This window comes from Methylobacterium oryzisoli (assembly GCF_046557895.1).
GTDB lineage: Bacteria > Pseudomonadota > Alphaproteobacteria > Rhizobiales > Beijerinckiaceae > Methylobacterium > Methylobacterium oryzisoli.
The window spans coordinates 25,185-49,696 of record NZ_JBKIBX010000039.1; the positions used below are offsets into that span (position 1 = coordinate 25,185).

Genomic DNA, 24,512 nt, shown 5'->3' on the forward strand with positions numbered 1-24,512 from the left:
AGGCTCGCGGCGCCGGCGCCGCGCAGTACCAGCGCGAGCTTCCAGGCCAGGTTGTAGGCGTCCTGGATCCCCGTGTTCATCCCCTGGCCGCCTGTCGGCGGATGGATGTGCGCGGCGTCGCCCGCGATGAAGCAGCGGCCCTGGCCGTAGGCGGAGGCCAGGCGCATGCTGATGCGGTAGACGGAGGACCAGCGCAGGTCCGCGAGGCGCGGCCGGTCCGGCAGCAGATCGTCGGCCACCGCCTGGAGATCCGCGAGGGAGGGTCCTCTGAGTTCGGCCTGGATGCCGTGCTCCGTGCCGGCGGACGGAACGAGGGCGGCAGGGGCGAGCATCGAGACGCGGTAGCGGCCCGGCTCCGGCAGCGGGATGGCGACGAACATGTCGGGCGGCCCGCCCTCGACCAGCCGCAGGGCGCGCACGGACATGCCGTAGGGCACGTCCCAGCCGATCCTCACGTCGCCCAGCATGAAGGGCCAAGGGTAGGCCGCGCCGTCGAAGGCGATGCCGAGCAGGCGCCGCACCGCGCTGTGCGCCCCATCGCAGCCGACCACGTAGCGGAAACGGTCTTCCTGGGCCGTCCCGTCTTCGCCTTCGATGCGGACCGCGACCCCGTCCGGATCCTGGCGCAACGCCGTCAGGGCCGAACCCCGCTCGATCCGGACGCCGTGGCGGTCGAGGTGCCGGGCGAGGACGCGCTCGGTCTCGTATTGCGGCAGGCCCAGCGCGGCGAAAGGCAGGTCCAGCGCCGGGTTGGGCGCGTCCGTCGGTGGTCGTCCCTGGACGATGGAGCGCAGGCCCGTCAGCCAGAGCCCGGCATCGATCATCTCGCGGGCGATGCCCATGTCGTCCCAGACCTCCAGCGTCCGGGGCGTGACGCCGATGGCCCGGCAATAGGGCAGCGGCCGCGGCGCGCGGTCGATGATCCGGCAGCGTGCGCCGTGCCGGGCCAACTCACAGGCGAGCGTCAGGCCGACCGGTCCGGCTCCGACCACGAGGACATCCGCCATCGCTTCCTCCCAAAATAGCGCTGAGGTCCGGCACTGGTCGGGCCCTCACTCCGCCCCGCAATTGCTCGGCGCGGGCTCGCCCGCGAAGCGGTCGCCGATCCAGTCGATGGCGGCCGGTGCCGCATCCCTGGCGATCGAGAGATGCCCCACGCCGGGAACGAGGTCGAACGCGACCCGGCTGCCGGCCCGGCACAGGCGCGCCCGATAATCCTGCGTCACGCGCGGCAGCACGAGGTTGTCCGTGCTGCCCTGCGCCAGGAAGACCGGGATGCGCGGCGGCAGCGTGCCGGGCGTGTTGCGCGCCAGGAGCGAGCGCCAGGGCTCCCGGTCGGCGAGGTTGTCGACGGCCAGGAAGCTGCGGTCGAGGGCGCGCGACGGGCCGCGGCGCTCCAGCACGTCGACGATCGTCTCGATGCATTCGTTGGCGAGTTCGTCGATGACGGGCAGGGCTTGTGGCGTCACCACCTTGGTGATCGGCGCGCCGTAGACGCGCGACCACGACCACAGCGTCATGGCGGTCAGGTTCTTGCCGCCCGAGGTGTCGAGGTCGGCCATCATCAGGGTCGCGAGTTCGGTGGCGGGCGCCGCGGCCGCGACGCCGACGAGCGTCAGGTCGGGCGCGTAGCCGTGGGCGAGGAGGCCGGTGAACAGGGCCGCGTGCCCGCCCTGCGAGTGGCCCCAGACCGCGAAGGCGTTCGCGGCACCTCCGGGTCCTGCGAGCTGGCGGGCGACCCGCACCGAGTCGAGCACGGCGCGTCCCTCGCTGATCCCGACGAGGTAGGGGTGCACGCCGGGGGTGCCGAGACCCGGATAGTCGGTGGCGGCGACGATGTAGCCGCGCGCCAGCATCTCGCGCAGGCCCTGGATCGAGCGATCAAGCACGCGGGCGAGCGAGGGGGCGCACTTGTCGACCACGCCGGTGGTCGGGTGCGCCCAGGCGACGATCGGCCGGCCGCCGGGCGGCACCGGTCCGGCCGGCACGATGATGGCGCCCGAGACGGCGATCGGTTCGCCGCGCAGCCCGGTCGAGCGGTAGAGCACACGGTAGGCCGCCGCACCCTCCGGCGCGTTCGGCAGCGGCTGGGAGTCGAGCAGCGTGCCGGGCGCGATCCGCGCGCCTGATCGCGCCTGGGGTGCCGCCTGCGCCAGTGCGGGCGTTCCCCCTACGTCAATCATCCCGCAGACGATCATCACCGCGGTGAGCAGGCGGACGGGACCGGCTGAGCGATTCGGACGCCGCGGGGAGCGCACCTCGTCCGCTGACCTCGATGACGACATCGGCTGCATCCTCACTTCTCCACGATGCACAGGCGGACACGGCTCCCCATGACCGGCGAGCCATTCGCGTCAGAACCGCTGATCGCGACGGTCAGGGTTGGGTCCGCGCACATGGTAGGCGGCCATGCAACTGTGCCCGAGCTGGGAGCCGAGATCCCAGAGTGTAGGGTCTGGCGAGATCGTTTCACCTGGGCCGGTGGCTCTGCTCCACCGGCCGCCGCAACAGTGCCAGCGGACGAGGCCGGCGTTGCCGGTCCGGGGGTGGAACTCCGATAATCCCAGAATGGCCTTCGCCAACTCTGTACCGGCTCCGCACTGGCTGGGGATCTGATGGACAGCGCGTGCCGCGCTGCCCACAGCTCGACAGCAGAACCAGCAATCAGGATGCCAGATCGGCCAGGAGCGCGGACGGCGAAATTGAAACGATGTCGCCGAACCTCACACCGGCGCAGCCTGCGCGAGCCTTCCGAGCGCGCCTACTATGTCGTGTTCGCGCCCATGGAGACCACGCTGTCCGAACTGGCCGGGGTCGCTGGGCTGCGCTGGACCATCGAGACCTGCTTTGGCACCGCCAAGGGCGAACTCGGTCTCGACCACTGCGAGGCGCGCTCCTGGGACGGATGGCACCGCCACATGACGCTCTGCATGGCCGCGCTCGCCTTCCTCGCGCGGCTGCGCGCTGAGTTGGTGCGCGTCGCGGCTGGCAAACCGAACGAAAGGAGGCCGGATGCCGCCGTCGCGGCCGCCTGAAGCGACGTCCGCGTCGGAAACCGTCTGAGGACCTGCCGCCGCTCTCCGTCCCGGAGATCCGACACATGCTCGCCCGCCTCGTCCTCGCCTTCATCCCCGTGCGCGCATTGCTGCTGGCATGGTCCCTCTGGCGACGACGGCATCAGGCCACCGCACGGGCAGCCCATCTCCGATCACGGCAAGAAGTGCAACTGTAGTACTAGCGCAGAAGCCGTCGGCCGAGCACATCCCCGATCACCGCGCCGGCGATCATCGAGCTACCCGAGTTCGAGGCCGTGCAGGCGACCTTGAAGGCGCACAATCCGCGTGTGACGCCGGCCCGCGTGGTCACTGGCCCGATCCTTCTGACTGGGCTGGCCACCTGCACGACCTGCAACGGACCGATGACGCTGCGCACCGGCACGTCGAAGTCCGGGAAGGTTCATCGCTACTACAGCTGCTCGACGCACGGCCGGATGGGCCGGACCGGCTGCACCGGCCGCAGCATCCTCATGGACACCCTCGACACGCTGGTGACCGATCACCTCGTCACCGAGTCGTTGCAGCCTGACCGCCTGCGGGCGACGCTGGCCTCGCTCTGGGCGCTGCGGGCCGAGAAGGCGGCGCAGGTCGACGGCCGCGTGGCGACTTTGCGCGGCGAGGTGAGCGAAGCGGAAGAGAAGCTGAAGCGGCTCTACCGGATGGTCGAGGAGGGGGCGACCGATCTCGGCGACATACTGAAGGGGCGTTTGGCGGCGCTGAAGGAAGAGCGGGACCGGGCTCGGACTGCCCTCGACCGGATCCACGTGGCCGAGCATGCGCCGGCCGAGATCGCGCCTGAGCTCGTCGAGAAGTTTCGGCGTCTGATGCGCGCGAACGTGACGAGTGGCGAAGTCCCGTTCCGAAAGGCGTGGCTGCAGGCGATCGTCGACAGGGTCGAGGTGGATGCCGACGTTATCCGCATCGTCGGCGACAACGCGAGCTTGGAAGCCGCCGTCGTCGGTATGGCCTCATCAGCCACGCCCGGTGTTCGCAGTTCTGTACGGAAGTGGCGCACCCGACACGATTCGAACGTGTGACCTTTGCCTTCGGAGGGCAACGCTCTATCCAGCTGAGCTACGGGTGCCAGCCGCGGCCATTCACTAGCGCATGACGCGCCGGGGTGCAACGGCACGGCGGGCATTGAATCCGCTCGATGGAATCCGAGCGGTCCCTCCGAGGGCCAAGACCCTACGTTCGCCTCGCGCCGGGTGCGCCGGCGAAGGGAGAGAGAACCGGCGGGGGCCGGGATTGCGCCCCGGTGGCCGGCTGTCGGTTTCGAGCAGGGCTCGCGCGTCCCTTGGGCTTGTCAAACGGGCCGGCAACGGGTGGTCTCCGACTCGGACCGGAACAACCCGGCGAGGATCAGAGGGAGGAGCCACGATGCCCACGCGCAGGGCGCTCTTCAGCCAAGCGGGCGCGGCGGCGCTCGCCATCCCGTTCGCGTCCCGGCGCGTGCGGGCCCAAGCGGCGGTGCCGCGCATGAGCATGGGCTCGCCCATGCCGCAGGCCCACCCGGCCAGCACCTGTCTGGTGGAGGCGCTCGATGCCATCCGGGCCGACAGCAACGGCCAGATCGACATCACGCTCTACCCCGACAGCCAGCTCGGGAGTGAGCTGAGCATGCAGTCGCAGCTGCGCTCGGGCGCCATCGCCTTCACCCTCACGTCCGTGAGTTCGCTCCAGACCTTGGCGCCGCTCGCCGGCATCCCGGGCGTCGCCTACGCGTTTTCCGGCTACGGGCCGCTCTGGGCCGCCCTCGACGGGGGGCCACTCAGCGAGCGCATCCGGGACGCGCTCGGCAAGTTCGGCCTGCGGGCCTTCCGGGTCGTCGACAACGGCTTTCGCGATGTGATCACGAGTGTCCGCCCGATCGCCACGGTGACCGACCTGCAGGGCCTGAAGATCCGGGTGCCGCCCAGCCCCCTGCTGACCTCCTTGTTCAGGGCGCTCGGGGCCTCGCCCACGACGATCAATCTCGCCGAGACCTACGCCGCCCTGCAGACGCGGGTGGCGGACGGGATGGAGAATTCACTGCCGCAGATCGAGGCCACGAAGGTCTACGAGGTGCAGAAGTATCTCTCGCGGACCGGCCACAGCTGGGACGGGTTGTGGATCCTGGCCCACGGCAGGACCTGGGACGCGCTGCCGGGTGACGCGCAGGCTCTGATCAGCCGTCATTTCGATGCCGCGGCGGAGAAGCAGCGTCAGGTGTTCGCGCGCATGGACGCCGAAGGAGAGACGCGGCTGCGGGCCAAGGGTCTTTCCATCAACACACCGGACCGAGAGGCCTTCCGCGCGGCGCTGGTCGCCGCGGGCTATTACGCCGAGTGGAAAACGAAGTTCGGGGCGGACGCCTGGGGGGCGCTGGAGCGCTACACGGGCCCACTCGGGGCCTGATGCCGGTTAAGCCGCACGCGGCGGCCGGCGCGCGATGGCGAGACCGGCCCCGCACTCCCCGGGGCTGGACGATGGCGCGGCGCTGAATGGCCGTGCCCGGCGCTTGCGCCGGAAGGCGGTCTGCTTGCGTCGAACGGAGTTCCGCGCGGCCGAGGGCACCGGCGTGCCGCACCATGGCCTCGACGACAGAGGCGGGCACGGCTCCAAGCCGCCATGGTGCCTGCTGACAGTGGCCGCTTCCGCCCTACAACCACCCGCAAGCCGCGTCTCTGCGGTGTCGAACAACCGGGAGGAGAAATGCCGATCATCCGATCGCGCGGCCTGCGGGCCACGTTCGCGGGCGCCGTGCTCGTCGCCGCGCTGCAAGGGGCGTCCGCCCAACAGCAGCCGAGCGGGGCTCCGACGCCCGGCAGCGCGCCCGCCGCGCCCGCCGCGCCCGCGACCAATGCGGCCCCCGCCGCCACGCAGGACCGGGGCTCGGCCCTCTACGGCCGCCCCGACTCCGGCGAGGCCGCGAAACTCGCCCCCGTGGCCGCCCCGCCGCTGCCGGCGCCGGTGGCGAAGCTGCCGCTGGACAAGCTCAAGGTGCCGGCCGGCTTCAAGGTCGAGATCTTCGCCAGCGGCGTCGCCAATGCGCGCTCCCTGCGCCAGGGCGACCAGGGCACGGTCTTCGCCGGCACGCGCCTGCTCGACCGCGTCTACGCGATCCGCGAGACAGGGGACAAGCGCGAGGTGAAGGTCATCGCCTCCAAGCTGCACCGGCCGAACGGCCTCGCCTTCCACAAGGGCGCGCTCTACGTCGCCGAACTCTCGAAGATCTGGCGCTACGACGACATCGAGGCGCATCTCGACAACCCGCCGAAACCCGTGCTGGTCTACGACGACCTGCCGAAGGACGAGGCGCACGGCTGGAAATTCATCGCCATCGGCCCGGACGACAAGCTCTACGTGCCGGTCGGCGCGCCCGGCAACATCCTGATGCCGCCCGACACCCACGCGCAGATCCGGCGGATGAACCTCGACGGCAGCGGCGTCGAGGTGGTGGCCAACGGGGTGCGCAACACGGTGGGGTTCGACTGGAACCCGGCGACGAAGCAGATGTGGTTCACCGACAACGGCCGCGACTGGATGTCGGAGGATATCCCCGAGGACGAACTCAACGTGCTGGGCGAGGCGGGTAAGCAGCATTTCGGCTTCCCGTACTGCCATCAGGGCACGTTCACCGATCCCGAATACGGCTGGGGCCGGTCCTGCGCCGACTTCACGCCGCCGGCCGCGCTGCTCGGCGCTCACACGGCCGCGCTCGGCATGCGCTTCTACACCGGCACGCAGTTCCCGGAGCCCTACCGCAACGCGATCTTCGTCGCCCGGCACGGCTCGTGGAACCGCACCAAGAAGCTCGGCGGGGACGTGGTGGCGGTGAAGCTCGGGCCGGACGGCAAGGTCGCGTCGGTCGAACCGTTCCTGACCGGGTTCCTGGAGGACAACCGCTATCTCGGGCGGCCGGTGGACGTCCTCGTCGCGAAGGACGGCTCCCTCTTGGTCTCGGACGACTACAACGGCGCGATCTACCGGATCAGCCACCAGCCGTGACCACGGCCCCTGCACGCGGCGATCACGCCGCGTGCAGGCCACCTCCTCGGAATGGATGATGCGACGACTTCTCCTCGCGTTCGCGCTGCTGGCGTGCGCCGCCGGCCCGGCGCCCGCCGAACCCCTGGGCGAGCGCCTCGCGCCCTGTCTCGCCTGCCACGGCGCGGACGGCCGCTCCGAGACGCCGGACGTGNGCCGCCGGCCCGGCGCCCGCCGAACCCCTGGGCGAGCGCCTCGCGCCCTGTCTCGCCTGCCACGGCGCGGACGGCCGCTCCGAGACGCCGGACGTGCCCTCCCTCGGCGGGCAGCCGGCGGATTACCTCATCACGCAGCTCTACCAGTTCCGGGAGAACCAGCGCACCGCGCCGCCCATGAACGAGATGGCGGCCGGCCTCTCGGACGACGACCTGCGCGCCTTCGCGGACGAGATCGCCAAGCTGCCGCCGCCGGCGCCGGGCGGCGCGGGGCCGGAGGCCGCGCTCGCCGAGCGGGCGCGGGGGCTCGTCGGGCGCCACCAATGCAATTCCTGCCACGGCGCCGACCTCGCCGGGCGGGAGACGATCCCGCGCATCCGCGGCCAGCGCGAGGATTACCTCCTGAAGGCGCTGGCCGGCTACAAGAGCAATGCCCGGCCGGGCTACGACCCCGCCATGAACGAGGTCGCGCAGGGCCTGAGCGAGGCCGACATCCGGGACCTCGCCGCCTATCTCTCGCGCACCTGAGCGCGGATCGGCCCGCCGACCGGGCAGGCCTCGCTCCGGCGCGGAGGGCACGCCGCGCCGTGCGATGACGGCACCTTTGCCAAGCGCCGCCAAGCCGCCTGCCGTCGACCGACGCTGACCTTCATCCACAGGTTTCCACAGGGGGACACGCCCTGCGTGTCCCCGACCGAACCGGATGCGTTCTCATTCGTTCTTGTTTTGTTCTTGCCTGCTTGGAGACCCTCAGCCATCCTCCCTTCCACCAGCAGCTACCAGATTCGACGCCCAACCCCTTCCGCAGCGGTAAAGGCATGCTCGCAGTGAACCAGGAACGTCGGCGTTTGTCAGCGATATGGCTCAACACCATTGCGTCCGGTGTGGTGTCGGCCGGAACGTGCGGGTCGTTGCTGGCGTATAGCTTCGGTTCGCACCCTGGCGTCACGGGATTACAGGCGCTGGCCATCTCCTTGGCTTCAATCGTCACGGGAGGACTGATCCATGTCGTCGCCCGCGCCCTCCTGGACGCCGGCGACCACGATCGCTGAAGGGATGAGGCGCGCTCGCGCGTTCGGCGTCTGTTCGGACCCGCGGAACCGGTTCGGACCGGACCGGGCGCAGCGTCCGCCGCAACCGGCCGGTTGCACGAGGGGCGGTGTTCACGGTCCGTGCTGAGGTTTTTCGACGATCAGCGCAAGTGACGACAAGTCCGGCCTCCGGCAAGGAGGCCTGCCGCTCCTGGCGCAACGCACGAGGGCGGAGCCGGGCGCGGTCGAGGATCGTCCACAGCCATCGCGGTCCGACGACCGATTCGCCCAGGACCTTGCCGCCTCACGCCGCGTTGTCGAGCCCGTGTCGGTCGGAGTGGTGCGTACAACCCATGTTGAAGCGTCAGGCGCGAATCGAGATCGACGGAGCCACATCTGATATTTCCGCGCCGGCACAGCCGTCCGGCGCCCTCGCGGTGGCGTTGCTCGGGCTCGCCGGCGATGCCAAGCCTCTGATCTTCGTCGCGCGTGACGCCCGGCGGCTGGACGACATCGCCGCGATCCTGCGGGCGCTCGATCCGGAGCACCGGGTGGCGGTCTACCCGGAATGGGATTGCCTGCCCTTCGACCGCACCTCGCCCTCCCGCGGCCTCATGGGCGCGCGCGCCGGGGTGCTGCGCTGGCTGACCGATGCGGCCCATCTGCCGGACTTCCTCCTCACCACCGCCCCGGCGCTGATCCAGCGGGTGCCGCCGCCCGCCACGTGGCTTGGCGCGCGGGCCGAGATCCGGGTCGGCGACCACCTCGACGTCGAGACGCTGACCGCGACGCTCACCCGCCTCGGCTACTGCCTCGACGACCGGGTGGACGAGCCGGGCGAGATCGCCGTCCGGGGCCGCACCGTCGAGGTTTTTCCGGCGGCGGCCCCGCGCCCCTGCCGCATCGAGCACGACGAGGGCCGCGTCACGGCGATCCGCTCCTACGATCCGGTGTCGCAGCGCTCGGTGACGGAGGCCGATGAGCTCGTCATCGACCCGGCGACCGAGATCATCCTCGCGGCCGATGCCCCGGAGCCGCTGAAGCCCTTCACCGGGCAGGAGCATCGGCTGGCCCGGTTCTATCCGCGGCTCGCGACGGTGCTCGACTACGTGCCGCACGCGGCCCTCGTGGTCGAAGCGGGGGCGGAGGGCAGGGCCTCGGCCTTCTTCGAGCAGATCGCGGAGGGACGCGAGGGCGCGGCGCGTGGCGCCGAGGGGGCCGCGCCGGACGAGAGGCTCTACCTGAATGCGGAGGACTGGTCGGCGCTCCTGGCCCGCCATCGCGTCGGGACGGCGCAGGAGCGCGAGGATGTGGCCGGGCCTGCCTTCGCCCGTGAGCGGCACCCGGCCGCCGCCTTTCGGCGCAGCCTGATCGCGCGGATGGCCGCGGGCGACCGGATCGTGCTGGCCGGGCCGCGGCCCCACCTGCGGCGCCTCGCACAGGCCGGCGTGGAGGCGCTGGGCCGCAAGCTGCTGCGGGCCCACCGCTGGGCCGACATCGCGCGGGCCAAGCCCGGCACGGTCGCGGTGCTGGAGGCGCCGATCGCGGCGGGCTTCCGGGTGCCGCAAGCCGGCGTGACGGTGTTCGCGGCGCAGGACCTCATGGGGGCGAAGGCCGCGGCGGCAGGCGAGGGGACGGCCGCGGCCCTGCCGATGGGCGAGGTCGAGCTGCGGATCGGCGACGTCGCGATCCACGAGGATCACGGCCTGTGCCTGTTCGACGGGCTGGAGGCGGTGGCGGGCTCCGAGGACCGGGCCGAGGAATCCGTGCGGCTGCGCTTCGCCGACGAGGCCGTGCTGCTCGTCCCGGTGAGCCAGGCCGACCGGATCTGGCGCTACGGCTCCGCGGCCGAGGCCGTCACCCTCGACAAGCTCGACGGCAGCACTTGGGCCAAGCGCAAGGCGGGCGTCGAGGCGGCGATCCGGGCGACGGCCCGGATGATGACCGACCGGATCGCCGCCCGCCGCGCGGCCCGCGCGGACGCCCTGGTCGCGCCCGACCGCCAGATGGAGCGCTTCAGCGCCGGCTTCGGCTTTCCCCTCACGCCGGATCAGGCGAGCGCCATCGACGCGGTGCTCGGCGACCTCGCGTTGGGGCATCCGATGGACCGCCTGATCTGCGGCGACGTGGGCTTCGGCAAGACCGAGGTGGCCCTGCGCGCGGCGGCCGCGGCGCTCTTCGCCGGCCGGCAGGTCGCCATCGCGGCGCCCACCACCGTGCTCGCGCGCCAGCACCTCGCCACCGTCCGGCGCCGCTTCAGCCGGTTCGGGATCGTGCCCGCGCAGCTCTCGCGCCTCACGCCGGCGACTGAGGCCAAGCGGGTGAAGGCGGGGCTCGCGGACGGCAGCGTCCGGCTGGTGGTCGGCACGCACGCCCTGGCCGGCCGCGGCGTGCGCTTCAAGGATCTCGGCCTCGTGATCATCGACGAGGAGCAGCGCTTCGGCACCGCGCAGAAGGAGCGACTGCGCCGCGCCGCGCAGGGCACCCACGTCCTGACGCTCACGGCGACGCCGATCCCCCGCACCCTGCAGACGGCGCTGGTGGGCCTGCAGGATCTCAGCGTGATCGCCACGCCTCCGGTCGTGCGTCAGCCGATCCGGACCGTGATCGCGCCCTTCGATCCCGACACAGTGCGCAGCGCCTTGATGCGCGAGCACCGCCGCGGCGGGCAGAGCTTCGTGGTCTGCCCGCGGATATCCGATCTCGGCCGGATGGAGGAGCGGCTGCGCGCGATCGCGCCCGACCTGAACGTGGTAGTGGCGCACGGGGACCTCGACCCCGCGCGGATGGACGAGGTGATGGTGCGGTTCGCCGAGGGCGAGGGCGACGTGCTGCTCGCCACCACCATCATCGAGAGCGGCCTCGACGTGCCGCGGGCGAACACCATGCTGGTGTGGCAGCCGGAGCGGTTCGGCCTCGCGCAGTTGCACCAGCTGCGCGGGCGGGTGGGCCGCGGGCAGCGGCGGGCGGCGGCCTACCTGCTGGTCGACCCCGACCGCAAGCTGCCGCCGGCGAGCGAGAAGCGCCTGCGGACCCTCGAAGCGCTCGACCGGCTCGGTGCGGGCTTCGCCGTCAGCGCGCGCGACCTCGACCTGCGCGGCTCCGGCGATCTCGTCGGCGAGGATCAGGCCGGCCACGTCAAGCTGATCGGGCTCGGTCTCTACCAGCACCTGCTGGCGCTGGCGGTGAAGGCGGCCCAAGGCGAGCCCGCGGAGGAGCGGCATCCCGAGATCCGGCTCGGCCTCTCCGGCCGGGTGCCCGATTCCTACGTGCCGGAGCCGGACCTGCGGCTGACCCTCTACACCCGGGTGGCGCGGCTGCGCACGGGCGAGGAGGCCGATGGCTTGCGCGACGAGATCGAGGACCGCTTCGGGCCGCTGCCGCCGGAGGTGGAGGCGCTGCTCGCGCTCGCCCGGCTGCGGGCGGCCTGCCTGGATCTCGGCATCCTGCGCCTGAGCGGCGGGCCGCAGGGCTTGGCCGCCGACATCGATCCCGGCCGGGCGGATGACCTGCGCTCGACGATGGAGGGCGTGACCCGGCGCGGCGAGAGGCTGATCCTGGCGTGCAGCGGCGTCGATCCCGCGGATCTCGGCCGCCTCGCCGCCCGGTTCCTGCGCAGTCTGCAGCCGGAATGACGCCTATCCCGGTGGGGTCAGCCACTTGGCCATGATCGTGCGCGGCGTGATCTCGAAGCCGAGGCGCTCGTAGAACGAGACGACCTGCGTGTTCGTCTCGCGCACGAGCAGCTGGACCTTCACGACGCCGCGCTCGCGCAGCCATGCCTCGCCGGCCTCGACCATCCGTCGGCCGATGCCGACGCCGCGGGCCTCGGGGTCCGCCGCGACGTAGTAGAGCCAGCCGCGGTGCCCGTCATGGCCGACCATGACGCTGCCGCGCAGGCGGCCGATCCCGTCCTCGCCGACGAGCACGTCCGAGCACGCTCCGGCCTTCGCGAACCGGAAATCCGCGCCGGGATCGTTGTAGGGTGCGATGAGCGCGCAGGCGCGCCACAGCGCGACCACACCGGGTTCGTCGTCCGGCCCGGCACTCCGGATGGTCAGCCGCATGAGGGCACTCCGAGAGGAACGGAAACCGATCGGTCTAGACGCCGTGCTTGACGCCGCGGTGACGCGAGCTCCCCCGGCAACGCGGCCGGGCCACCCGCGCGTTGACCCTTCGCGACGCCGGTCTCGCCGCCGGCCCGCAGCGACGAGGAGAGCATGCGCATCCTGCTGACGGAAGGCAGCAGCACGTCGGCGCGCCAGGCCATCACGGCGCTCGCGCTCGCCGGGCACGAGGTCGCGTACTGCGATCCCGAGCCCTTCTGCCTCGGCCGGTTCTCCCGGCTCGTCGCGCAAAGCCACCGCTGCCCGCCCCTCGGCACCGATCCCGAGGGATTTCGCGCGACCCTGCGCGGGCTCCTCGCGCAGGGCGGGACGGACGTCCTGCTGCCGATCCACGAGCAGGGCTACCTCGTCGCGCGCGTCGCCGCCGAGCTGGGGCGCCACGCGGCGCTGGCGCTGCCCGCCTTCGCGGCCTACGCGCGCGTCCAGACGAAGCTCGGCTTCGGCGACCTCCTGACCGAACTCGGGCTGTCGCAGCCGCGCACGCGCCTCCTCGACGATCCGCGGGGCCTCCTGCGGCACGACACACCGTTCGTCGCCAAGATGGCGCTCGGCACGGCGAGCCGCGGCACGTGGCTGATCCGGAGCGCCGCCGACCGCGACCAAGCGATCGCCGAGATCGCGCAACTCCCGGCCGGCGCGGGGCCGGTGCTGGTGCAGGATTGGGTGAACGCGCCCCTGGAACAGGCCCAGGCGGTCTTCCAGCAGGGACGCCTCGTCGGGTTCCACGCCACGCGCCGGCTCATCGAGGGGGGAGGCGGGGGCGCAGCCCTCAAGGAGAGCGTGCGGCGGCCCCGGATCGCGAAAGACCTCGCCCGCCTCGGCGCGCACCTGTCCTGGCACGGAGCCCTCTCGGTGGATTACTTCATCGACGGGAGCGGGGAGCACCCGCTCTACATCGACGGCAATCCCCGCCTCGTCGAGCCCATGGCCGCCACCCTGGCGGGCCTCAACCTCGCGGACCTGCTGGTGCAGGTCTCGGCGGGCCGGCCCATCGCGGCCTGCCTGACGGGCGAGCCGGGCATCCGCACCCGCCTCTCCCTCCAGGCGATCCTCGGGACCGCGCTCCGCACCGGCCGCCGCCGCGCCGTTCTCGGAACGATCGCGCAGCTCGCCCGCGCCGCAGGCCCGTTCGCCGGGGCGCGGGAGGAGCTGACCCCGATCGGGCGCGACCCGGCGAGCGCGCTGCCGCTCCTCGGCCTCGCGGCGGCGCTGCTGGCCTCGCCGCGGGCCGCCCCGGCGCTGGTGCGGCGCGGTTGGGGGGCGCATCTCCTCACCCCCGAGGCGATGCGCCGGATCGAGGCGATGGCCTGATCTGTCGCGGGCCGGGAAAGTGGGGGCGCGGGGGCGGTCGTGCAGGGCACTTCGGATGAATTCGTGGGCGGCAGAGATTTCAGACTCAGGAGAGCGGATTCTCGCGCCCGCCACTTTCCCGGACGACTCAAACGAAATGGAAGGAGATCCGGGACCCAGCAGAAAATATGCCGCGCAGCAGCTCTACATTTTGACCGGCGCAGAGAGGCGGACGCTTCGCGACATCTTACGCTGGGTCCCGGATCTCCTTTCGCTTCGCTTCAGTCGTCCGGGAAAGGGGGTTGGAGCGGACCTTTTCGCGGTCCGACATGGCCGTGTTCAACGGTCGTCGACCGTGGACAACGCGATCAGCGGCACATCTCGATCATCAGCCAATCTTGACGACGATCAACGACCGCCTCCGGCCAGATCCACTAAGCTGGCGCCCGTGTGCCACGGTCACTGCCGAGGTCACCGATGACGCCGATCGATCTGGTCACCGGCGGTTGCGGGTTCATCGGCCGCCACGTGGTCGACGCTCTGCTCCGGTCGGGACGCGCCGTCCGGGTGCTCGATTGCGGCGATCCGCGCGGCCTGCCGGCGGGCATCGATCTCTGCCGCGGCTCGATCCTGGACGATACCGTGCTCGCCTCCGCGATGGACGGCGTCGCGCGGGTCTATCACCTGGCCGGCATCGCGCATCTGTGGTCCGCCGACCGGCAGGCCTTCGCGCGGGTCAACACCCTGGGCACGGAGCGCGTCCTGGCCCTGGCCCCGCGCGGCGCCCGCGTGGTTCACTGCTCGACCGAGACGGTCCTACTCGCAGCGGGGCAGGGTGGTGGCCCGGTGCACGGGGACGGTCTTCCGGCCCCTGAGCGGATGCCCGGTCCCTACACGCGATCGAAGGTGCTCGCCGAGCGCGCGGCGCTGGCGGCCGCGCGGGCCGGTCAGGACGTGGTCATCGCCAGCCCGGCCGTGCCGATCGGTCCGGGCGACCGGAACCTGACGCCGCCCGCGGCGATGCTCTCGCTCTTCCTGGGCGGCGGCACCCCGGCCTATCTCGACTGCACGCTCAACCTCGTCGACGTCCGGGACGCGGCCGAGGGGATCCGTCTGGCGGGCGAGCGGGGCCGGCGCGGGCAGCGCTACATCCTCGGCGGCGAGACGCTGCGGCTGCGCCATCTCCTTGCCCGGCTGACGCACCTCTCGGGCCGGCCGATGCCGCGGGTGGCGCTGCCCGGCGGCGTCGCCCTCGCGGCCGCGGCCATTTCCGAATGGCTGGCAGACCACCTCACCCATCGCAGCCCGGTGGCGACGCGCGAGGGCGTGCGGCTCGCGCTCCGGTCGGCGCCGTGCGACGACGGCCGGGCACGCCTCGACCTCGGCTACCGGCCGCGGCCGATCGACGAGGCCCTGGCGCTGGCCGTGGCGTGGCTGGTCCGCCGGTCCGACCGGGACGTCCGGCCGCTCCCCGAGGCGGGGCAGCCCCGGCTGCCGCTCCTGACCGCCGCGCCGGGCGAGGCCGGTCCGGCGGGCGGTGCCGCGGATCAAAGGTGATTGACACCGCAGCCGGCCTCGCGCGCTGTTCCCGCCCCGCGAGCGAGGGCGCTTCATGGATGCTCTGCCGGCCGTCGTCGGATTGTTCGTCACCTCCTTCATCGCCGGCACGTTCCTGCCGTTCCTGCCCGGATCGTCCGAGATGGCCTTGGCCGGGCTCCTGGCCGTGCAGGCCGGGAGCGTGCTCACGCTCCTGGCCACGGCCGTGGTGGCGAATGTCGGCGGAGCGACGGTCAACTATCTGGTCGGCCACCGCGTCGCCGGCTTGGCCGAAAACCGCTGGATCCGCCTGCCGGCCGCGGCCCTGGACCGGGCCACGGCGTGGTTCCGCCGCTACGGCGTCTGGGCGCTGGCCCTGTGCTGGCTGCCGACCTTCGGGGATGCCATCACGGTGGTGGCCGGCCTGCTGCGGACCGACTTCCGCCTGTTCCTGATCCTGGTCCTGGCGGGCAAGCTCTTCGGTCACGGCACGGTCGCGCTCGGGACGACCTGGCTCACGGCCGCCTGACCGCCCGGCGACCCAGGCCCTCGCAGCGCCCAAGATCCCAGAGAGACCAAAATCCCCGGAGCCTCTCGTCGGGCGAGGCACGCAGCGTCTATGGTCGCCCGAACCGACGCTGGCTTGAGACCGACCCTTGCCCCTGACCCAGATCACCCACCACGATCTCGACGGCTACGGTGCCTCGACGGTCGTTTCGTCCCTCGCCGATCCGGACCGGATCGTGCACGTGCCCCGCTACGGCGATGTCGGTCCGGTCGTCGACGGGGAGCTGAAGCGGCTCGGCCGCACCGCCGCGAGCGAGACGCTGCTCCTCACCGATCTCGGGCTGGAAGAGCCGACCATCGCCTTCCTGCGCCGGTTCGCGGCCATGAACCGGCGCCGCGCCCCGGACGACGGGCATCGCCTGATCGTGCTCGACCATCACGCCTCCTCGATCGAGCAACTGCGGCGCCAGGGGGTGGAGCCTCAACCGGATCCGGACCGCCCGGGCCTGCAGCGATTCGGCTTCAACGATCCGACCATCACCGTGCTGATCGACGAGGGGGCGAGCGCGACCCGGATGGCCTTCGAGCACCGGGCGCTGTTCGCCACCCGGGAGCCCGATACCGACCGCGCGGCCGACCTGACCGTCCTGGTGGCGGCGGTGGACGCGCTCGACCTGTGGCGGAAGGACGACCCGCTCTTCGCGAGCGGCCTCGCGCTCGACGAGGCCTTCTGGGACAACGTGTCGACGCTCGTGCCGGGCGGGCACCCGGCCCACGACCGGGTCGTCTCGCGCCTGCTCCTCGACGCGAGCGCGGCGATCCGCCGGGGCGCGACGCCTGCCGCCCTCGAACGCCTCGTCCCGGAGATCCGCGGCGCCATCGTGGACGACCTGATGCGCGGCGAGCCCGACGACGACCCGGCCCTGACCACCCGCATGCGGGTGGCCCGCCTGCTCGCCCGCTCCGACGCGCTGTTTCACGCCCTCGGCGACGGCACGCTGCTCTCCTTCGGCCTCGATCCCGGCACGTTCCAGCGCGTGTCGGACCTGATCATGGCGGGTGGCCGGGCCTCCCGCCTGGTCAACGTGCAGCGCACCGGCACGCTGTCCTTCCGCTCGAACGACGGCACGGCGCTCGCGGGCGCGCGTCTCTTCCGCGGCGGCGGGCATCAGGACGCGGCGGGCGGCAAGCTGCCGAGCGGCTCGGCCTTCTCGCTCCCGGACGCGGTCGGTCAGATCGAGCCGACGCTGAACCCGCCCGCGACCGCCATCGAGAACAACCCCTTCGCGGCCCTCCGCCACTGGAAGGGCTGATGCACTCACCATGACCCGCCGGGGCGCGTCGGCCGGCGGCCCGTGACCCGTGGGGAGGCCAGTCTTGCGCAGCCGGAGAGACCGATGCCGATCGCGATAGACTGTCCCCGGGTCGGGCTCTACATCACGCAGAACAGAACAACGCCGGGAGGAAGCCCACGATGACGGCCAACCGCAGGACCATCCTGACAAGCCTCTCTGCGCTCGGAGCCGCCGCCTCGCTGTCGGGGGCCGCCGCGCAGACGAGCCCGACCCCGCCCAGGACCTACCTGCTCGTGCACGGGGCGTACGGGGGCGGCTGGATCTGGCGGGACGTCGCCGCCGGACTGCGCCGACAGGGGCACCGGGTCTGGACGCCGACGCAGACCGGCCTCGGCGAGCGCAGCCATCTCCTGTCGCGCCAGATCACGGTCGAGACCCACGTCCAGGACGTGGCCCGCGTCATCGAGATGGAGGATCTGCGCGACGTCATCCTCGTCGGCCACTCCTACGGCGGCATGGCGGTGACCGGGGTCGCGGATCGCCTGACCGACCGCATCCGCCACATCGTCTACCTGGACGCGCTGATCCCGGAGAACGGCGACACTGCCTTCGCGCTCCTGCCCCCGGGCATGGCGGATGCCCGGCGCAAGGCGGTGCTCGACCAGGGCGCAGGCGTGGCGCTGCCGGTGCCGGGTCCGGACGCCTTCCCGATCCCGGCGGGACCGGCGAAGGACTGGTTCATGCAGCGCCTGCGGCCGCACCCGATCGGCACCTACGAGAGCCCGATGCGGCTGACGAAGCCGGCCGGCGCCGATCTGGCCGTGACCTACGTCGCCTACACGAGCCAGGCCCTCGCCTCGATCGAGCCGAGCCGGCAGCGGGCGCGGGCGAAGCCCGGCTGGCAGTACCGCGAGCTGGCCGTCCCGCACGACGTCGAGGTGCCCAACCCCGAGATCGTGGTCGAGGTGCTGACGGGCGTGGGATAGCGGCCGCAGCGATCCAACGGGTGGCCGGGAACGCCGTCAGGCCTCCCGGCGCTCGGGCGGATTCATGCGGGCGACGATGCCCTCGGCGAGCGCGTGGTAGAGCCCGCCCGGACAGACCAGCTTCGAGGTCGCGTCCGCCACGAGGGCGGTGAGCATCAGCGGGATCACCAGCGCGTGGGCCTCGGTCATCTCGGAGACGATGACGAAGGAGGTGATCGGCGCCTGCAGCACGCCGGTGAGGTAGGCGGCCATGCCGATCAGGACGAGCGCGCCGATGGGCGCCGCGGGCAGGAGCGGGCTCACATGGGCGCCCAGCCCGGCGCCGACGGCCAGCGAGGGCGCGAACAGGCCGCCCGGAATGCCGCTGATCGACGACAGGGTGGTGGCGACGAACTTCAGCGGTCCGAACAGGGCGTGATGGTCCCCTTGGCCGTGCAGCAGCGCGCGCGCCTCGTCGTAGCCGGTGCCGTAGACGTGGCCCTGGGTGGCGAGCCCGCACAGCGCCACGCCGAGGCCGCACAGCATCGCGAAGGCGATCGGCCGGCGCCGGATCAGCGCGCCGGCCCGGCCCGGCAGACCGCGCCCGAACGCGATCACGATGCGGCTGAACAGGCCGCCCGAGAGGCCGCCGAGCACGCCGCAGACCGGCACCGCGAGCCACGCGGCCCCGAGCGGCAGGGTGTCGGGCGTGGTGCCGAAATACGCGTAGTTGCCCAGCAGCGCGAGGGAGGTGAGGCCCGCCGCGATCACCGTGCCGATCACGAGCCCGCTCGTCTTGGCCTCGTAGGACCGGCTCAGCTCCTCGATGGCGAAGACGATGCCGGCGAGCGGCGTGTTGAAGGCCGCGGCGACCCCGGCCGCGCCGCCGGCCAGCAGGAGGCCGCGCTGGTGCTCGGGCGTCGAGCGGCCCGCCGCGGCCATCAGGGCGGCGCCCACCTGCACCGTCGGCCCCTCGCGGCCGGTCGAGGCGCCGCACAGGAGCCCGATCGTCATCGCGATGACCTTGCCGAGGGCGACCCGCAGCGAGATCAGGGCGTGGCGCGCGGCCGGATCGTCGAGGTCGCGGGCGGCGATCACCTGCGGGATGCCGCTGCCTTCGGAGTTCGGGAAGACGGTGCGGGCGAGCAGCACCGCGAGCCCGAAGCCCAACGGCGTGAGACCCAGGGCGATCAGCGGCGAGATCGCCAGGATGTCGCGGAAGGCCGCCTGCGCCGCATCGGCGAGCTTGGCCATCAGCACCGCCGCCCCGCCCACCGCGAGGCCGCCGAGGATGAACAGCGCCCGTCGTCGCCCCGGAGCCAGCACCCTCTCGCGCAAGGGCCCCGCGACGCGCTGCCACGACCGATCCACCGGCATGCTGATGATTCCCCCTCGGCCCGGCGGAGGCAGGTCCCGGGCCATTCCGGTAGCTTGGACGAGCCGGCCGGGAATGCGAAGCTCCGGTGGCGGTGTGGGGAGAACGGCGATGCGGGTTCTGATCGTGGGCGCGGGGGCGACCGGCGGCTATTTCGGGGCGCGGCTGGCACAGGCCGGGCGCGACGTGACCTTCCTGGTGCGCGCGCCGCGGGCGGCGCATCTGGCGGCGCACGGCCTTCAGGTGCGCAGCCCCCTCGGCGACTTCCGCATCGCGGCACCCGCGACCGTCACGGCGGACCGGCTCGCGGAGCCCTTCGACCTCGTGCTCCTGAGCTGCAAGGCCTACGACCTCGACGGGGCGATCGAGGCCGTCGCGCCTGTGGTCGGGCCGGACACCGCGGTGCTGCCGATCCTCAACGGCATGGCGCATCTCGACGCCCTCGACGCCCGCTTCGGGCCGGAGCGGGTGCTCGGCGGCTCCTGCGCCATCGCCGGGACGCTCGGACCCGAGGGCGAGATCGTCCAGATGACGGAGCTGCACAGCCTCACCTTCGGCGAGCGCGACGGCGGCGCCTCGGAGCGGATGGGGCGGGTCGCGGCCCTGATGGAGGGCGCGACCTTCACGGCGCGGCCGACAGAGCGGATCCTGCAGGAGATGTGGGAAAAATGGGTGTTTCTCGCGACGCTCGCGGGCGGCACCTGCCTGATGCGCGGCGCGGTCGGCGACATCGTCGGGGCGCCGGGCGGGCGCGCCTTCATGCTCGGCCTCCTCGACGAGTGCCGCCGCATCGCAGCCGGCGCCGGCCACGCGCCGCGCGACAAGTTCCTCGCATCGAGCCAGGGTACGCTCACCGCCGAGGATTCGGCGATGACGGCCTCGATGCTGCGCGACATCACGCGCGGCGCCGCGATCGAGGCCGACCACATCATCGGCGACCTCATCCGCCGCGGCCGGGAGTCCGAGCCCGGCGGGGCCTTCCCGCACCTCGACGCGGTGTATACCGGCCTCAAGACCTACGAGCGGCGACGCACCCGCGAGATGGCGGCCGGCCCGGCCGCGTAGCGAGGCGGCGCGAGGCGGTCCCGATCCGCCCATTCTCGATCCGATCGGGGCCGCTCATTACGGGAGATTGACGAAAGCGCGCTATGTTTCCCCGCGTCATGCCGGCCACGCCCCCGCGAGCCGGCAAGACAGGCGAGCCGGGCTGGCGCAGTCTGAACACCTCCGATCGGCTCGGCTCGCCACCTCCCCGACCGTCGCGCCTCGGCGCGACCGGGCCGCTCTCCGGCCGAGAATGCGTCCGGCCCGGCCAGGTTGTCCGTCGGCGGACCTCCCTTCAACAATTGCTACAATCAAACAAACATCAATGTCCGCCACAGGACCATTCCGGCGGCCGGATGAACCTCAATTTGAGTAGTCGGGCCTGTGATCGAGCCGCAACATGGATGCGATGCGGCAACAGCCGGCATTTTTAACCACGCGTTAACCGAACCGGCGCAGCTTTCCTCCCCAGAACAACCGAGAAATTTTTGGGGGCATCGCTTTCGCGAGGAGAGCAGCATGGCACGAACGACGACGATTGCCGATGCCGAGCGCCGGCTCGTGATCGAGACGCTGATCCGCTGCGGCGGCAATCGCACGCACGCCGCCAAACAGCTCGGCATCTCGGTGCGCACCGTGCGAAATAAGCTCGCCGAATACAAGAAGTTCGGGATCTACCTGCCCGTCTACAGGGACATCATCGATGCCGATCAGACGGGACGGACGCTGAGCTGACGATCAGCCGAGGAATCGGCTGCCCGCGTGCAAAGACGTGAACCGGTCCCGGCCGTCCCGGCACAGCGCACCTGACAGAACAGGTCCGCGGCACCACTCATGTCTTCGAGATTAAAGTGGTGCCCAGGGGCGGAATCGAACCACCGACACTGCGATTTTCAGTCGCATGCTCTACCAACTGAGCTACCTGGGCGCGCCGGGCTGCGGTGCAGCGGCGTTGGCGGGTCTATAGTCAGCGCGCGGGCATCTGTCCAGCCGTCTCGTGCAGGATCTCGTGCGCCGGCTACGCGGTCCGGTCGCGGTATCGGGCGACGAAGCGGCGGTCGATGCGGTCCTTCCACCAGCGCACCCAGGCGCCCTCGACGACGAGGCCGTTGCGGGTGGCGAGCGCGCCGCCATCGCCGGTGGCCAGGATGGTCAGGGCTTCGCCCTGTGGGCGAAAGGGACGGAGCGCGCGGTCCGTCAGGCAGCGGGCGAGGTTGCGGGCCAGGACCGGCCCCTGCCGCACCGCGTAGACGCCGGATTTCGGCAGCGGCCTCGGATCGAACGAGGCGGCGTCGCCGGCCGCGAAGATGTTTCGGCATCCGGCCACCCGCAGGGAGGCGTCGACGCGCACGAACCCGTCCGCGTCGAGCGGGAGACCCGTTTCCCGGAGCCAGGGCGGGGCGGCGGCCCCGGTCGCCCACACCACCGCATCCGCGGCGAGGGCAGGGCGGCCGGCGAGATGCAGGTGCTCGGGCTCCACCGCCACGGCGCGCGCGCCGACCGCGAGGCCGATGCCACGCGCGGCCAGGATCGCGCGGACCCGCTCGCGAAAGGCGGCCGGATGGCCGGGCAGGATGTCGTCCCCGCCGCAGACCAGCGTGAGGGTGATCTGCGCCCGCGGCAGGTCCGCGCGCAGGCGGTGCTCCAGGGCGAGCAGGATCTCGATGCCGCCCGCACCCGCGCCGACCACGGCGACGTGCCCGCCGCCGCGGGCGGCCAGCCGCGCGCGCAAAGCCGCGAGCGCGCCGACGAGATCGTCCAGCGGCTTGACCGGGATCGCGTGCGCCGCCGCGCCGGGCACGGCCGCATCGTCCGGCGCGCCGCCGGGATCGAGCGACAAGAGATCGTAGGACAGAGGCGGCCCCGCGGCGCAGAGCAGGTGGCGCCGGGCGAGGTCGAGCCCGTTCGCGGCGTCGAGGCAGAGATCGGCCCCCGCCCGGCGGGCGAGGGCCGCGACGTCGATCTGCGCGTCGCCGAGCGCGTGCCGGCCCGCGATGACACCCGGGATCATGCCCGAATAGGCCACGCGCGCGGACCGGGTGACCAGGGTGAGGCGCAGGTCCCGGACGGGCCGGCGCCCGAACCGGCGCAGCACCTCCAGATGGGCGTGGCCCGCACCCACCAGGACGAGGTGGCGCCCGCTCGCTGCGGTCACGGGCGGCGCTCAGCTCCGGCTGCAGGCCGCACCGCCCAGCACGCAGAACTGCGCGCAGAACGGATGGTTGAGCGCCACCGGCCGGGCCGCCTCGGCCAGCGTGGCGCCGAGTTCGAATTGCGGATCGTAGGCGAGGAGCGTGCAGGCGAGCACCGCCGGGCGCGCAGCCCCCTGGCGCTTCACCACCATGCGCGCGGAGGCGCACATGACCGACTCGGGTGAGCGCCCGAGGAGGCCCCAGCACGCCTGCGTGATCTCGGGCACGTCGCGGGTGGGCTCCATGTCGGGGAAGAGCACCAGGGCCTCCGGGTCGTGCGGATCGACCGGCAGGTCATGGGCGGCGAACAGGCGCCCGTAGCCGGCCCGCACGACGCCCTCCGCCTCGCCCGAGAGGAGGCGCCCCGCGACCGAGACCGAAAAGCCCGCGCGGGCGAGCCAGACGAGGCCGTCGAGAGCGGGCGCGAAGGTCCCGGCGCCGCGCTCCACCTCGTGCAGGGCCGCACTGTAGTGGTCGAGCGAGACCCGCAGGCCGAGGCGGCCCGGATGCCGCGCCTGCAGGCGCCGCAAGGCCGCCTCGTGGCGCCGCATCGGCCGCATGGCGTTGGTCAGCACGAGGGCCGGCAGGCCGCGCCCGAGCACGTCGTCCAGCATCGCCGGGAGGTCACGGTTGAGGAAGGGCTCGCCGCCCGTGAAGCCCACGAGCCCGACCGGCAGCCGCCCGGCCTCGATCTCGTCGAGATAGGCGGCAACCTCCCCAGCCGCGATGAAGGCGAGGCGGTCGTTGTAGGGCGTCGATTCGATGTAGCAGGTCGCGCAGGCGAGGTTGCAGCGGGTGCCGGTATTGATCCAGAGCGTGCGCAGGGCGCTCAGCGCCACCACGGCGCGCGGCTCGCCGGCGGCGGTGACGGCAGGGTCCCGGAACTTGCCGGGATCGCGCGCGGGCGGGCCGGGAAGATCGGGCCAGCAGGGCGCCGCCCGGGAGGCCGGCTCGGGCTCGTCCCGCCGCCACAGGATTTCGCCGGCCGCCAGGGGCTGCCCGGCGCGCTTGGCCTCGGCGGGCGGGAGCGCGTCGCAGGAGGGCCACAGGCCCGTCTCCAGGCAGGCGGCGTAGCCCTCGGGCAGGCCGGCGGCACGCATCTTCCGTGCGGCGCGGGCGGCCGGGTAGTCGAGCCGGTCATGGCGGATCGTGAGGCTGCGCGGCTCCGGCCCCGGCGCGAGGAGGCTGTACCAGACGGACGCCGTGCCGTCGTTCGCCGGCAGGCCCACGGCCCCGGCATTGTGCCACAGCCGCCCCTCGATCACCTGCGAGAAGGGCAGGCCGGAATGCCCGACCACGATCCCGTCCGCGTCGAGATCCGCGAGGTAGCGCGCCTTCACGCGCGCCGGAGTCGAGGCGAAGACGAAGCGGTCGAGGGCGTCCGGCACCGCGTGCACCACCGCGAGGCGCAGCCCGCCGACCGTGAGGTCCAGGCGCCGCGGCAGCGCGGCCATCCAGGCGCGGTCGGCCGCGCCGATTTCGCGCGCGGCATGCGCGAACCACGCCGCCGACAACCGGTCGCAGGCGCTGCCGGGCGCGAAGCCGCAGCCGCACGAGCCGTGGGACTCTGCCAGCGCCACCTCGCAATTGCCCGCCACCACGCGGATGCCGGCCTCGCGCACCAGGGCGAGGCAGGCGGCCGCATCCGCACCGTAGGCGACGACGTCGCCGGTGCAGACCACCCGCTCGGGCGGGATGCCGAGCGCGGCGGCTTCTTCCAGCACGGCCTGGGTGGCTTCGAGGTTCGAGTAGGGACCGCCGAAGACGAGCAGCGTCTCGGCGCAGGGGGCGGGTCGCATGAGCGAAGAGGTAGCGGGCGCCCCACCCGCGGGCCAGGGCGTGCGGCGGCGCATCGCGCGACGGTGAGGGCGCAACGGTGAGGGCGCAACGGTGAGGGCGCAACGGTGAGG

General features: G+C 72.5%; 19 protein-coding genes, 2 tRNA genes and 1 pseudogene. 14 read left to right on the top strand and 8 right to left on the bottom strand.

The window, feature by feature from the left end:
* Positions 1-1,007: FAD-dependent monooxygenase (locus tag ACKUB9_RS26785; protein WP_410825955.1), on the bottom strand; the 1,007-nt coding region annotated here is incomplete at its 3' end.
* Between the two features lie 45 nt (positions 1,008-1,052).
* On the bottom strand, positions 1,053-2,183 hold the full coding sequence (locus ACKUB9_RS26790) for an alpha/beta fold hydrolase (RefSeq protein WP_407529029.1): 1,131 nt from the start codon (positions 2,181-2,183) through the stop codon (positions 1,053-1,055).
* 432 nt (positions 2,184-2,615) lie between these two features.
* Here ACKUB9_RS26790 and ACKUB9_RS26795 point away from each other — a divergent pair, with 432 nt between their 5' ends.
* Both ACKUB9_RS26795 and ACKUB9_RS26800 read left to right on the top strand, forming a co-directional pair.
* On the top strand, positions 2,616-3,035 hold the full coding sequence (locus ACKUB9_RS26795; protein ID WP_432760183.1) for a transposase: 420 nt from the start codon (positions 2,616-2,618) through the stop codon (positions 3,033-3,035).
* 275 nt (positions 3,036-3,310) lie between these two features.
* Positions 3,311-4,093 carry a recombinase zinc beta ribbon domain-containing protein gene (locus tag ACKUB9_RS26800; RefSeq protein ID WP_407529031.1) on the top strand — a complete coding sequence of 261 codons (783 nt, stop codon included), beginning with the start codon at positions 3,311-3,313 and terminating at the stop codon, positions 4,091-4,093.
* On the opposite strand, the gene ACKUB9_RS26805 is transcribed toward ACKUB9_RS26800, so the two are convergent.
* Positions 4,064-4,140 (bottom strand) — tRNA-Arg (locus ACKUB9_RS26805). The genes ACKUB9_RS26800 and ACKUB9_RS26805 overlap by 30 nt on opposite strands.
* 296 nt (positions 4,141-4,436) lie before the next feature.
* Between ACKUB9_RS26805 and ACKUB9_RS26810 the strand changes: the two genes are divergently transcribed.
* From ACKUB9_RS26810 to ACKUB9_RS26830, 5 genes and pseudogenes are all read left to right on the top strand, one after another.
* Complete coding sequence (locus ACKUB9_RS26810; RefSeq protein ID WP_407529033.1) at positions 4,437-5,453, top strand: TRAP transporter substrate-binding protein; 1,017 nt, start codon at positions 4,437-4,439, stop codon at positions 5,451-5,453.
* A gap of 297 nt (positions 5,454-5,750) precedes the next feature.
* Positions 5,751-7,046, top strand: coding sequence for a PQQ-dependent sugar dehydrogenase (locus tag ACKUB9_RS26815; RefSeq protein ID WP_432760184.1), 1,296 nt, complete (start codon positions 5,751-5,753; stop codon positions 7,044-7,046).
* Between the two features lie 197 nt (positions 7,047-7,243).
* Positions 7,244-7,768 (top strand): annotated as a pseudogene (locus ACKUB9_RS26820) (c-type cytochrome); the annotation flags it as partial.
* Positions 7,769-8,058: 290 nt separating this feature from the next.
* Positions 8,059-8,292: a hypothetical protein gene (locus ACKUB9_RS26825; RefSeq protein WP_407529036.1), complete on the top strand. Its 234-nt coding sequence runs from the start codon at positions 8,059-8,061 to the stop codon at positions 8,290-8,292.
* Positions 8,293-8,624: 332 nt separating this feature from the next.
* Complete coding sequence (locus tag ACKUB9_RS26830; protein WP_407529038.1) at positions 8,625-11,906, top strand: TRCF domain-containing protein; 3,282 nt, start codon at positions 8,625-8,627, stop codon at positions 11,904-11,906.
* Between the two features lie 3 nt (positions 11,907-11,909).
* Here the strand turns inward: ACKUB9_RS26830 and ACKUB9_RS26835 are convergent, their stop codons facing one another.
* A complete protein-coding gene (locus ACKUB9_RS26835; protein WP_407529039.1) occupies positions 11,910-12,338 on the bottom strand; it encodes a GNAT family acetyltransferase in 429 nt (142 codons plus the stop codon).
* Positions 12,339-12,491: 153 nt separating this feature from the next.
* On the opposite strand from ACKUB9_RS26835, the gene ACKUB9_RS26840 reads away from it, so the two are divergent.
* The 5 genes from ACKUB9_RS26840 (at position 12,492) to ACKUB9_RS26860 (ending at position 18,012) form a co-directional block, all read left to right on the top strand.
* Positions 12,492-13,709, top strand: coding sequence for an ATP-grasp domain-containing protein (locus ACKUB9_RS26840; RefSeq protein ID WP_407529040.1), 1,218 nt, complete (start codon positions 12,492-12,494; stop codon positions 13,707-13,709).
* Between the two features lie 456 nt (positions 13,710-14,165).
* Positions 14,166-15,245: an NAD-dependent epimerase/dehydratase family protein gene (locus tag ACKUB9_RS26845; protein ID WP_407529041.1), complete on the top strand. Its 1,080-nt coding sequence runs from the start codon at positions 14,166-14,168 to the stop codon at positions 15,243-15,245.
* Between the two features lie 55 nt (positions 15,246-15,300).
* Entirely contained in the window at positions 15,301-15,753 is a 453-nt protein-coding gene (locus tag ACKUB9_RS26850; RefSeq protein ID WP_407529042.1) for a YqaA family protein, read from the top strand.
* A gap of 127 nt (positions 15,754-15,880) precedes the next feature.
* Positions 15,881-17,044, top strand: coding sequence for a dimethylmenaquinone methyltransferase (locus tag ACKUB9_RS26855; RefSeq protein WP_407529043.1), 1,164 nt, complete (start codon positions 15,881-15,883; stop codon positions 17,042-17,044).
* 161 nt (positions 17,045-17,205) lie between these two features.
* Positions 17,206-18,012 carry an alpha/beta hydrolase gene (locus ACKUB9_RS26860; RefSeq protein WP_407529044.1) on the top strand — a complete coding sequence of 269 codons (807 nt, stop codon included), beginning with the start codon at positions 17,206-17,208 and terminating at the stop codon, positions 18,010-18,012.
* A 36-nt stretch (positions 18,013-18,048) separates the two neighbouring features.
* Here the strand turns inward: ACKUB9_RS26860 and ACKUB9_RS26865 are convergent, their stop codons facing one another.
* Positions 18,049-19,368, bottom strand: a complete 1,320-nt coding sequence (locus ACKUB9_RS26865) for a chloride channel protein (RefSeq protein WP_407529045.1) — start codon at positions 19,366-19,368, stop codon at positions 18,049-18,051.
* A 109-nt stretch (positions 19,369-19,477) separates the two neighbouring features.
* Between ACKUB9_RS26865 and panE the strand changes: the two genes are divergently transcribed.
* Both panE and ACKUB9_RS26875 read left to right on the top strand, forming a co-directional pair.
* Positions 19,478-20,431 (top strand): 2-dehydropantoate 2-reductase, encoded by a 954-nt coding sequence (gene panE / locus ACKUB9_RS26870; protein WP_407529046.1) that lies wholly within the window; start codon positions 19,478-19,480, stop codon positions 20,429-20,431.
* A 498-nt stretch (positions 20,432-20,929) separates the two neighbouring features.
* Positions 20,930-21,145, top strand: coding sequence for a helix-turn-helix domain-containing protein (locus tag ACKUB9_RS26875; RefSeq protein ID WP_407529047.1), 216 nt, complete (start codon positions 20,930-20,932; stop codon positions 21,143-21,145).
* Between the two features lie 117 nt (positions 21,146-21,262).
* Here ACKUB9_RS26875 and ACKUB9_RS26880 read toward each other — a convergent pair.
* From ACKUB9_RS26880 to ACKUB9_RS26890, 3 genes are all read right to left on the bottom strand, one after another.
* Positions 21,263-21,338 (bottom strand) — tRNA-Phe (locus ACKUB9_RS26880).
* A 90-nt stretch (positions 21,339-21,428) separates the two neighbouring features.
* A complete protein-coding gene (locus tag ACKUB9_RS26885) occupies positions 21,429-22,565 on the bottom strand; it encodes an FAD-dependent oxidoreductase (RefSeq protein WP_407529048.1) in 1,137 nt (378 codons plus the stop codon).
* 9 nt (positions 22,566-22,574) lie between these two features.
* Positions 22,575-24,401: a radical SAM protein gene (locus ACKUB9_RS26890; RefSeq protein WP_407529049.1), complete on the bottom strand. Its 1,827-nt coding sequence runs from the start codon at positions 24,399-24,401 to the stop codon at positions 22,575-22,577.
* Between the last annotated feature and the right edge of the window lie 111 nt (positions 24,402-24,512).